The 11,523-nt window shown below is 41.0% G+C and carries 11 protein-coding genes; 5 read left to right on the forward strand and 6 right to left on the reverse strand.

The features are described 5' to 3' along the window. Positions 1 to 265: 265 nt before the first annotated feature. The 5 genes from FHG85_RS12205 to typA all read right to left on the reverse strand — a co-directional run bounded on the left by FHG85_RS12205 (position 266) and on the right by typA (position 4,882). On the reverse strand, positions 266 to 1,276 hold the full coding sequence (locus tag FHG85_RS12205) for a beta-ketoacyl-ACP synthase III (RefSeq protein WP_173076299.1): 1,011 nt from the start codon (positions 1,274 to 1,276) through the stop codon (positions 266 to 268). A 2-nt stretch (positions 1,277 to 1,278) separates the two neighbouring features. Further along, positions 1,279 to 2,223: a phosphate acyltransferase PlsX gene (plsX, locus tag FHG85_RS12210; protein ID WP_173076302.1), complete on the reverse strand. Its 945-nt coding sequence runs from the start codon at positions 2,221 to 2,223 to the stop codon at positions 1,279 to 1,281. Between the two features lie 30 nt (positions 2,224 to 2,253). After that, positions 2,254 to 2,439 carry a 50S ribosomal protein L32 gene (rpmF, locus tag FHG85_RS12215; RefSeq protein ID WP_173076304.1) on the reverse strand — a complete coding sequence of 62 codons (186 nt, stop codon included), beginning with the start codon at positions 2,437 to 2,439 and terminating at the stop codon, positions 2,254 to 2,256. A 25-nt stretch (positions 2,440 to 2,464) separates the two neighbouring features. Then, a complete protein-coding gene (locus FHG85_RS12220) occupies positions 2,465 to 2,995 on the reverse strand; it encodes a YceD family protein (RefSeq protein ID WP_173076306.1) in 531 nt (176 codons plus the stop codon). Between the two features lie 84 nt (positions 2,996 to 3,079). Further along, on the reverse strand, positions 3,080 to 4,882 hold the full coding sequence (typA, locus tag FHG85_RS12225) for a translational GTPase TypA (RefSeq protein WP_173076308.1): 1,803 nt from the start codon (positions 4,880 to 4,882) through the stop codon (positions 3,080 to 3,082). 134 nt (positions 4,883 to 5,016) lie between these two features. Between typA and FHG85_RS12230 the strand changes: the two genes are divergently transcribed. From FHG85_RS12230 to FHG85_RS12250, 5 genes are all read left to right on the forward strand, one after another. Next, complete coding sequence (locus FHG85_RS12230) at positions 5,017 to 5,985, forward strand: glycosyl transferase family 90 (protein ID WP_173076310.1); 969 nt, start codon at positions 5,017 to 5,019, stop codon at positions 5,983 to 5,985. Positions 5,986 to 6,070: 85 nt separating this feature from the next. Next, positions 6,071 to 7,021 carry a DUF3078 domain-containing protein gene (locus FHG85_RS12235; RefSeq protein WP_173076312.1) on the forward strand — a complete coding sequence of 317 codons (951 nt, stop codon included), beginning with the start codon at positions 6,071 to 6,073 and terminating at the stop codon, positions 7,019 to 7,021. 59 nt (positions 7,022 to 7,080) lie between these two features. Next, positions 7,081 to 8,610 (forward strand): GH3 auxin-responsive promoter family protein, encoded by a 1,530-nt coding sequence (locus FHG85_RS12240; protein ID WP_173076314.1) that lies wholly within the window; start codon positions 7,081 to 7,083, stop codon positions 8,608 to 8,610. 128 nt (positions 8,611 to 8,738) lie between these two features. Then, on the forward strand, positions 8,739 to 9,353 hold the full coding sequence (locus FHG85_RS12245; RefSeq protein WP_173076316.1) for a deoxynucleoside kinase: 615 nt from the start codon (positions 8,739 to 8,741) through the stop codon (positions 9,351 to 9,353). 30 nt (positions 9,354 to 9,383) lie between these two features. Further along, on the forward strand, positions 9,384 to 9,800 hold the full coding sequence (locus FHG85_RS12250; protein ID WP_173076319.1) for a hypothetical protein: 417 nt from the start codon (positions 9,384 to 9,386) through the stop codon (positions 9,798 to 9,800). A 345-nt stretch (positions 9,801 to 10,145) separates the two neighbouring features. Here FHG85_RS12250 and kbl read toward each other — a convergent pair whose 3' ends face one another. Then, entirely contained in the window at positions 10,146 to 11,342 is a 1,197-nt protein-coding gene (kbl, locus tag FHG85_RS12255; RefSeq protein WP_173076321.1) for a glycine C-acetyltransferase, read from the reverse strand. Positions 11,343 to 11,523: the final 181 nt, after the last annotated feature.

An 11,523-nucleotide genomic window follows, 5' to 3' on the forward strand; every position in this document is an offset into this window, starting at 1 on the left:
GGAAGTTTGAAGAAGTTAGAAGAATGACACGGAATGATTCGGAAATACTCTGAAGGAGTCGGAAGAGTTTTTCGTTTAACGCTTAACGTTTAACGCCTTTGGTGCTTGGATTTTTTTTAGACCTCACCCCTGTCACCTATATTGAAAGAGGAGGGTTAGAAAAGGATTTTACCACAAAAAAAAGTAAAAGATTCCCATACCTAATATATGCAGTAACAAAAAAGCCGGCACTAGGCCGGCATGTGTAGGAATATCTTAAACAGTTCTACTTGTTCATTTTTTCGCCATCGTAAGCCCATTTCAGGTATGCTGCGCCCCAGGTAAAGCCAGCACCAAATGTGGCAATAATAATATTATCGCCTTTCTTTAGCTGAGGCTCCCACTCCCAAAGACATAGCGGGATAGTTGCACTGGTAGTGTTCCCATAGCGCTGGATATTAATCATAACCTGTTCCTTGCTAATTCCCATGCGCTTGGCTGTGGCCTCAATAATACGCATGTTAGCTTGATGGGGAACAAGCCATGCAAGATCTTCGGGTTTAATGTTGTTGCGCTCCATCATCTCAACCGACACATCGGCCATGTTGGAAACAGCAGCTTTAAAAACTGGCTGTCCTTCCTGGTAGATAAAATGCTGGCGTTTTGCCACTGTTTCAAACGAAGCGGGGTAGCACGATCCACCAGCCACCTGGTGAAGGTGTTTACGTCCGGAGCCATCAACCTGCATCTTAGCATCGAGCAGGCCAAAGCCATCGGTGCTAGGTTCAAGTAAAACAGCGCCAGCACCATCGCCAAAGATAGGGCAGGTTGTTCTATCGGTATAGTCGGTAATTGACGACATCTTATCGGCACCAACCACAACCACCTTCTTATGGGTTCCAGACTCCACAAACTTTGAAGCGGTAACCAAAGCATATAGGAAGCTCGAGCAACCAGCGTTCATATCGTAACCAAAAGCATTTTTAATTCCACACTTATCGCTAATAATATTAGCGGTAGCGGGGAACTGCATATCGGGTGTAACTACGCCGCAAATGAGCATATCCACCTCATCGGGGTGGGTATTGGTTTTGCGCAGCAGTTCGTTAACGGCATTCACAGCCATATCGGAAGTTCCGAGGCCTTCGCCTTTAAGGATTCTGCGTTCTTTTATACCAATTCGGGTCATTATCCACTCATCGGTGGTGTCGACCATTCTGCTAAGCTCTTCGTTGGTAAGAATGTAGTCGGGTACATACCCACCAACGCCTGTGATTGCGGCAGTAATTTTTCCCATAGCTATACAAATGCATTTTTAATTTTTTCGCAGAGGTTCGAAGTTATTACCTCGCGAGTTTGGATAATCATATTCATTATAGCCACGGGGCTTGAAGCTCCATGGGCAATTATAACTGGTTTATTTACGCCAAGAACAGGCGTTCCGCCATAGTTCTCGGAGTTAAATCGTTCAATAAAAGTGTTATCAGGATTAAATTTTTTGAGGAGGTGATAGAATGCCTCGGCCTCTTTCAGCACCACATTACCAACAAATCCGTCGCAAACAATCACATCGGCTTTTTTATCATGAAATAAATGATGACCCTCAACATTCCCAACAAAGTTGAACTCAGAGGTTTCCTTCATAAGTTCAAAGGCACCTTTTGTAATCAGGTTTCCTTTTTCCTCCTCCTCGCCAATGTTAAGTAGGGCCACCCGTGGATTATCGACACCAAGCACTTGTTTAGCATAGATGGAGCCAAGCTTTCCATACTGAAAAAGCACATCGGGACGGCAATCGGGGTTAAGCCCAACGTCGAGTATAAGGTTGAGTTTGTTCTCAGAAACGGGTATAAAACCTGCAATTCCTGGACGAATAACTCCAGGGATTTGCTTAACCACCATGAAAGCACCAACCATCATGGCACCAGTGCTACCCGCGCTGGCAAAACCATCGATTTGGCCAGCAGCCAAAGCCATAAAACCTTTTACAATGCTGGAGTCTGTTTTTTTGGAGAATGCCTTAGAAGGGTGTTCTCCCATTTCGATAACCTCGGAAGCATGAACAATATCGAACTTATCAGGGCTAACGTTCTCACGAGCGAGGATATCTATTATTTGCTGCTTATCGCCAAAAAGCACAATGCGCTCATCGGCTTTAAGATGCTGAAGAGCCAAAACTGCACCCGATACGGCAGCATCGGGTGCAAAATCGCCTCCCATTGCATCAACGCCAATTCTAATCATTAATGCACGGGTTTATTTTCGAAATACATTTTAGGCATTAACAGCCTTCTCGATTGCCAACTTACCACGATAGTATCCACACTCTGGGCAAACCCTGTGAAATTCAATTGCTGAACCACAGTTTGAACATGTTGCCAGGGTTGGAGCTACTGCTTTGTAGTGAGTTCTACGCTTGTTCCTTCTCTGTTTCGAGATCTTTGATTTAGGATGTGCCATTTTTCAACAAATTATATAGTCCAACTTAGTTATTATTATCTAACAATTTTTTTAACGCTTCCCATCGAGGATCAACCTCTACTTCCTGTTCTTCCTCAAAATGAATGTACTTGAGCATCTCCTGGTCGCAATCGTCAATACTTGTTCCGTTTAGCCCATGATACCGTTTTATTGGTAGGCTCAGGTGAATGCTTTCGTACAGGTAGCGGGCAAGGTTTATTTCGTGGTCATCTTCGGTTAAATACATGATGTCGGCCTCGTCTTCCATCTCCTCGCTAGTAATCTTGGCTAGAAGAAAACCTTTATATTGAACTGGTAGGAAGAACTGCTCCAAACATCTGTCGCAGGTAACCTTAACCTCTCCCTTAATCACTATGTCAAATTCAAGCAGATTTTCCTGCTTATTCATTTTGACCTTGGCATTGAGAGCGCCCTCTCTAATTTCGCCTTCGGGGAACTCGGAAAAGAAATCGTTATTAACTTCGAAATCAAACGAGTGTTTTCCAAGTTTAAGTCCCTTAAAACTAATTGTATATGCCTTTAAAACCGTTCCCACCTTCTCAAAAAATCAACGTGCAAAGTTATAAAAATTCAAATCAACCCAAAAAAATTAAAAATAATCATCAAAATAGATGATATTCTATTGAGCCTTAGCCCTACGTTTACGCTCATTCTCGTCGAGATAAATTTTTCTTATACGAATTGCCTTTGGTGTTATTTCAACATACTCATCGTCCTGAATGTATTCGAGGGCCTCTTCGAGGGTAAATTTAACTGGAGGAGCCAAAAACACCTTTTCATCGGAGCCCGAAGCACGCATATTGGTAAGCTTTTTTGACTTGGTCACGTTTACAACAATATCGCCAGCGCGTGTATTTTCACCTACTACCTGTCCGGCATAAACCTCCTCGTGCTCATCAATAAAGAATCGTCCCCTATCCTGTAACTTACCAAGAGCGTATGCAAAAGCAGTTCCGCTCTCCATGGCTATAAGAGAACCGTTAGTACGAGTTTCTATTTCACCTCTATAAGGCTCAAAAGCTTTAAATCGATGAGAGATAATAGCCTCACCAGCCGTAGCTGTAAGGATTATGTTACGCAATCCTATAATGCCACGCGAGGGAATCTCAAACTCTAGGTGTACCCTATCGTGCCTACGGTCCATTGAAATAAGCGTACCTCTGCGGCGGGTAACATGTTCAATGGCCTTGCCCGAAACATCTTCGGGAACATCAATGGAAAGTATTTCAATGGGTTCATGCTTAACCCCATCTATTTCTTTAATGATAACTTTTGGCTGCCCAACCTGTAGCTCATAGCCCTCGCGGCGCATGGTTTCAATAAGAACAGAGAGATGAAGCACACCACGGCCATATACAGTAAATGCATCGGCCGATTCGGTTTCTTCCACTCGAAGCGCCAAATTCTTTTCAAGTTCACGCATAAGCCTATCCTTGAGATGACGAGAGGTGACAAACTTCCCATCACGACCAAAGAAAGGTGAGTCGTTAATGGTGAAAAGCATGCTCATGGTAGGCTCATCAACGGCAATGGTTGGAAGTGGTTCTGGATTTTCAAAATCGGCAACAGTATCGCCAATATCAAACCCTTCAACACCAACAAGTGCGCAGATATCGCCAGAGTGAACCTCATCAACCTTTTTGCGCTCCAAACCTTCAAAAACCAGTAGTTCCTTAATCTTAGTTCGAACAACTGTTCCGTCGCGTTTTACTAAAGAAACATTCTGTCCGGCATTCAGCGTGCCCCTATGCAACTTCCCAATAGCAATTCGGCCTACATAGTTTGAGTAATCGAGCGAAGTGATTAGAAGTTGTGGTGTACCCTGCAGCTGTTTAGGTGCGGGCACATAGTCGATAATACAATCGAGAAGCGGTGTAATATCATTTGAAGGTTTGCGCCAATCGCTACTCATCCAACCCTGCTTAGCACTTCCAAATATTGTAGGGAACTCAAGCTGCTCCTCGGTAGCATCAAGGTTGAACATCAGCTCATAAACTTGCTCTTGCACCTCCTCGGGGCGGCAGTTTGGCTTATCAACTTTATTGATAACAAGAATAGGTTTTAGTCCAATAGCCAAGGCCTTTTGCAGTACAAAACGGGTTTGAGGCATTGTTCCTTCAAATGCATCAACAAGCAGCAAAACGCCATCGGCCATGTTGAGTACGCGTTCTACTTCGCCACCAAAATCGCTGTGACCAGGAGTGTCGATTATGTTTATTTTATATCCCTTATAGTTTACCGATACGTTTTTTGCCAGTATGGTTATACCCCGTTCGCGCTCCAAATCGTTGCTATCAAGAATTAGTTCTCCAGGATTTTCGTGCTCCTTGAAAAGTTTTCCCTGGATAATCATCTTATCCACTAGGGTAGTCTTGCCATGGTCGACGTGTGCAATAATTGCGATGTTTCTGATACCTTTCATCCCCCTAAAAAATTAGCGTGCAAAGGTACAACTTTACCGCCAAACAAATACAAGAAAATCAATTTTTTATGGAAAATTAAAGGTTTGAAATCGATTTTATTACTTTTGTTGATGTCAAAAATCCTTCAAATGAGATGATTTATCGCTTTAAAAAGATAAAGGCATTTTACTATGCCAAGGCACTTTTTATGATGCTCTACCCTTTCTCACTTAAAAGGAGAAGGCTTAAAAAGATAATAACCGATTCGGATACTCGGGATACTGAAGTTCAATTTAGAGTCAACTACTACAACAAGCTAACCAAAAGGCATCCCCTTGAAGGGAGTAAAAAAACAGTGGCTATAGGAAAATTTAAGCTAAAAGATTACAGTAGCGCATACTACTTCGATACGCTAGAGTATCTCCGTTACTTTCCAAAGAATTACCAGTTCAACCCACTCTTTGGCGATATAACATTTGTACCAGATGCTCCTTCGATTGTAAAAAGCCGACCAGTTGGCGATAACAACCAAAACTCTGTACTTCTTAACCTCGATAAGTACCGCCATTTCAACTTTATTAACGACCCAATAAAATATGAGGATAAGAAAGATATTTTGGTTTGGCGAGGACATGTTTCGAAGCTAAAACAGAACAGAATCGACTTTTTAGAAAAATTTCACGATCACCCGTTATGCGATGCAGGTTATACCAATAATTGGGATGGTAACCCTGACTGGAAAAAAGGATGGCTAACAATCAAAGACCAGCTAAAGTATAAATTCATTCTTTGCCTGGAGGGTGTGGATGTAGCAACCAATCTAAAGTGGGTGATGTCGTCGAATTCCGTGGCAGTTTCAACCATCCCAAAGTTTGAGACCTGGTACATGGAAGGAACCCTTAAACCCGATTATCATTACATTAGCATTGCCGATGATTTCTCCGACCTTGAAGATAAGATTAACTTTTACCTTAATCACCCCGATAAGGCTAAAGCCATAATTGCCAATGCACACAATCACGTTAATCGATTTAGGGATAAAAAGAGAGAGCGTTTAATATCGCTTTTAGTGCTAAGCAAATATTTTGAGATGACATCGAACGACACAAAAAATGGCTTCTAGTATCAAAATCACTTTAATCTTTGAAACAATTATTTAGTAACTCTTGTTGAACAGATTTAAAAGAATAAAAAAAACTAAATAACCCATGACAAAAAAAATATTAAGCCTGCAATTCATTATGCTTTTGGCAGCTATTACAGCATTTGGTCAGCTAAAAGAAACTACAGAAAAGCTAAAATCGTTTCAGCCCGATACCATTAAAGGCTGGAAAAAGGGGATAGCTTTAGGAATTAACGTAAACCAAACCTCTCTAACAAACTGGGCAGCAGGAGGGCAAAGCTCATTTGCATTGAATTCGGTTTTTAGTGGATTCATCAACTACAAAAGCCCCAACGCATCGTGGGTGAACACCATTGATTTAGGATACGGCATACTTAGCCAGGAGGATGTAAAATATATTAAAAAGACTGATGATAAAATTGATGTATTATCTAAGTTTGGACGAAAAGCAAGCAAAAATTTCTACTATGCAGCATTGTTGAACTTCAAAACCCAGTTTTCAACTGGTTATAACTACCCCAACGATAGCACCAGAACAAAAATCTCAAACTTTTTTGCTCCTGCCTATCTTGTGGGTGCAGTCGGGATGGACTACAAACCAAACGATTACCTTAGCGCATTTTATGCCCCTTTAACTGGTAAGGTAACCTTTGTAACCGATACCATGCTGTCAAATGCTGGGGCATTTGGTGTTGAAAAGGGGAAGCAAATAAAAAATGAGTTTGGTGGTTACCTTAGAATAGTATTCAGCAAGAACGATTTTAAACCCGAATGGTTGAAGAACCTAACCCTAACCTCAAAGCTCGATTTGTTTTCAAACTACCTTGAAAATCCTCAGAATATTGTTGTTAACTGGGAAACACTGGTTATTATGAAGGTGAACCAGTATATCAATGTTAACCTTAACACCCAACTAATTTACGACGATAAGGTAAAAATAGCCAAGGACACCAACCACGATGGTATAATCGATTCAAACGGGCCAAGAGTTCAGTTTAAAGAGATTTTTGGAGTTGGCATAACGTTTAAGCTTTAAATAGAGGCTTTGCCATTTGCTAAAAATCATATAGATTTGGATAGATTAAAACCTGAAGCATGCCTTTTTTTAATTCTATCCTAAACTGGATTAATACCAAAAGGTTGTATAACATCGACCTTTTCCGAAAGTACCCTTTTGAGGTACAACGTGATGTGCTTTTCGACTTGCTAAAGCAAGCCGCATCCACTGAGTATGGGAAGCGTTTTGGTTTTGAAAGCATTAAATCCATTGAAGAATACCAGCAAAGGGTTCCTATAGTCGATTACGAGTCGATAAAGCCCTATATCGAAAGGCTCCGAGAAGGAGAGGAAGGACTACTTTGGCCATCCGAAATAAGGTGGTTTGCCAAATCGTCGGGAACAACGCAAAGCAAAAGTAAGTTTATTCCTGTGAGCAACGAGGCTTTAGAGAATTGTCACTTTCGAGGTGCTCGCGATGTGTTGGCCATTTACTTCGACCTTTACCCCGATAATAACCTATTTAGCGGCAAGGGGCTTACTCTTGGAGGCAGCCATCAGGTCGATAACTTCAACATAAAATCGTTTTATGGCGATTTATCGGCTATCCTGATAGAGAACCAACCCTGGTGGGCCGACTTCATAAGAACACCCAGCCAAAAGGTTGCGCTTATTCCCGATTGGGAAAAGAAGTTGGAAATGCTTACAACTGAAACCCTAAAAGAGAACGTAACCAGCTTGGCAGGGGTTCCATCGTGGAACCTGGTAATGATAAAGCACCTACTCAACCATACAGGGAAAAACAACCTGCTTGAGATATGGCCTAACCTTGAGCTCTTTATGCATGGTGGCGTTAGTTTTGCCCCTTACAGGGAACAATTCCAAAAGTTAATTCCCTCGCCCAACATGCACTACATGGAAACTTACAACGCCAGCGAGGGCTTTTTTGCCATTCAGGATGACCCAAATTCCGATAGCATGCTTCTAATGCTCGACTATGGCATCTTTTTCGAATTTATACCCTTTGAGGAACTTTCAAAGCCAAACCCCAAAACGCTAACAGTTGCCGATGTTGAGATAGGAAAGAATTACGCCATGGTGATATCAACAAACTCGGGACTATGGCGGTACATGATAGGCGACACGGTGACTTTCACCTCAAAATCGCCACACAAAATAAAAATAACTGGGCGTACCAGGCACTACATCAACGCATTTGGCGAAGAGGTTATAATAGATAACGCTGAACGTGCCCTTGAAAAGGCTTGCGCAGCCACCGGAGCAATAATTTCGGAATACACTGCCGCACCTATCTTTATGGAAACCAACAAAAAGGGAAGCCATGAATGGCTAATTGAGTTTGAAAAAGCCCCTGCGAATATTGATACTTTCGCAAATATACTAGACTCTTCGCTTTGTGAGCTAAACTCCGATTATGAGGCAAAACGAGCCAAGAATGTCACCCTTGACTTTCCCAAGGTTACTCAAGCTGCTCCTGGAACTTTTTTTGAGTGGATGCGTGAACGAGGAAAGCTAGGAGGACAAAACAAGGTGCCTAGGCTCTCTAATACACGCGAATACATCGATGAGCTGCTTGCAATTCACAACAGGCTTATTTCAAACAGGTAGTTTGTCAACAGATAGTATTATTTCAACATATCATCAAGATATTTTGTAAAGTTTATTAACCATTTTTTTTGGAGAGAAAACCTTATTTTTTACTTTTATAAAAGTATTTATTTAAGAATTTTAACTTTATGCACGTAGCAATTGCAGGTAATATTGGATCAGGCAAAACAACCCTAACAGGTTTACTTGCCAAGCATTATAAGTGGAAACCTCAATATGAGGATGTTGATGACAATCCATATTTAAACGATTTTTATGAGGATATGCAGCGTTGGAGCTTTAACCTTCAAATCTACTTCTTAAATAGCCGATTTAGTCAAATAGTTGAGATTCACCGAAGCGGTGAAGATGTTATTCAGGACAGAACCATATACGAGGATGCTCACATTTTTGCGCCCAACCTTCATGATATGGGTTTAATGAGCACCCGCGATTTCAACAACTACCTTTCGCTATTCAACCTGATGACCACTCTGGTAAATCCTCCCGATTTACTAATCTACCTAAGGGCCTCAGTGCCAACTCTGGTAAAACAAATCCAAAAACGAGGACGAGACTACGAAAAAAACATCCGCCTCGACTATCTGCAGCGCCTTAATGAGCGTTATGAGGCTTGGATTGAAGGCTATAAGCTTGGAAATCTTCTTATAATTGATGTAGATAACCTTGACTTTGCCGATAAACCTGAAGATTTAAGATTTATAATCAATAAGATTGATGCACAGATACACGGTTTATTCTAATATTTTGTCTAACCTATAATTAATTTGTTTATGAAAAAAATTGGATTAATTGCACTTTTCTTTGGAGTTGCATTTGCATTCACATCATGCCAAAAGGACAGTGAAGATTTCAACATTGTTGGCAAATGGAACGTTGATAAAACTACCATTGAATACTACATGGGCGATTCTGCCTCTGGCACCCCAATTGACTCTGAGGTTACCGAAAATGATGGGGTAATTGAATTTAAGGCCGATGGTACTGCTATCGACACAGATGGTTCAGAATATACTTACACACTAAAAGGTGACAAATTAACTATATACGAATTTCCTAATGAAGTATCATTCGAACTTACACTAACAGAGAAGTCTAACTCTCATGTGAAGGGTTATACTGTAGAAACCGTTGAGGAGATGGGCATTACACTCACCACGAAATTAACAATGGAACTATCACGTATCTAGTTAGAAATTATTTTTTATAAAAAGGCTACCTCGAAAGGGTAGCCTTTTTTTATGGCTTATAAATAGCAAAATCATTACTTATAAGACATCGTCATCAATGCAAAAAGTAAAAAAACTGGAAAAATTAAGCTACTGTAAAAGTACGAAACACGAAAGAATTGATAATCAATTCATGTTATGAAATAAATTAGTAATGACCTGCTTATAATTTTAAAGCTGTAAAAAAAGTCCAACAAACGAAATCTGCTTAATTAACCTATCCAAGTTTCTGTGATTTCTGAATAAACGATAAAAAAGACCGATACTTTTGCTGTATCGGTCTTAAGTATAGAAAATTGGAAGAAATTAGATTACACCAAGCTGTTTACCCACCTTTGTAAACTTTTCAATGGCAAACTCGATATGCTCGCGGGTATGAGCAGCACTTATTTGAACCCTAATACGTGCCTTACCCTTTGGAACAACAGGATAGTAGAAGCCAATTACATAAATGCCCTCTTCAAGTAAAGCCGCGGCAAAATCCTGCGAAAGCTTAGCATCATTGGGTAAGTGTCCTAGCATAATTGGCGTAATAGGATGTACCCCCTCAACAATACGGAAACCTGCCTCTGACATTCCTTTACGGAATAGCTGAGTATTCTCCCAGAGCTTATCGCGTAGCTCAGTGGTTTCGCTAAGCATGTTAAGCACTTTAAGAGTTGCACCGGCAATGGCAGGCATCAATGAGTTTGAAAACAGGTATGGTCTTGAACGCTGACGTAGCATGTCAACAATCTCTTTACGTCCAGAGATACATCCACCCGATGCTCCTCCTAAGGCCTTTCCAAAGGTTGTTGATATAATATCTACCCTACCCATGGCATTGCAGTACTCATGTGTACCTCGACCAGTTTTACCAACAAAACCAGTGGCATGCGAATCGTCAACCATCACCATAGCATCGTACTTCTCTGCCAGATCGCAAATCTTATCAACCTGGGCAATGATACCATCCATGGAGAATACGCCATCGGTAACTATCATTTTGTAACGGCACCCTGAGGCTTCTTTAAGTTTTGCCTCAAGATCAGCCATATCGTTGTTCTTGTAGCGAAAACGTTGAGCCTTACAAAGCCTTACTCCATCAATTATAGAAGCATGGTTTAGCTCATCAGAAATAATCGCATCTTGTTCGGTAAGAATGGGCTCAAAAATTCCACCATTAGCATCGAAAGCCGAAGAGTAAAGTATGGTATCTTCAGTTCCTAAAAACTCACTAATCTTGTTCTCTAGCTGTTTATGTAAATCTTGCGTTCCGCAAATAAACCTTACCGACGACATACCAAATCCCCACTCCTCCATGGCTTTTTTCCCTGACTCAATTACTGCAGGATGCGATGACAAACCAAGGTAATTATTGGCACAGAAGTTAAGCACCTTTTTCCCATTTGCCAGGATTTCAACACCCTGTGGAGTGGTAATTATACGTTCGTTTTTATAGAGCCCCTCGGCTTTAATATTCTCTAGCTGCTGCTGCAGCTCGTTTTTAATTTTTCCGTACATAGCTGTTTATAGTTTGATATTTTCACAAAGTTAGCAGAAAAAGTTAAAAATTTAAAGGTTGTGATTAGTTTACGGTGTTCGGTGCATAGAGGTTTGGGATGCTGAGCATGCCGAGGTATCTCTTCTTGATGAATATGATGAAGTTAAAGGAAGTTAGAGGAAGTTATAGGAATGAGTCGGA

Origin of the sequence: Tenuifilum thalassicum (assembly GCF_013265555.1) — a bacterium.
In the GTDB taxonomy this organism is placed as follows: Bacteria; Bacteroidota; Bacteroidia; order Bacteroidales; family Tenuifilaceae; genus Tenuifilum; species Tenuifilum thalassicum.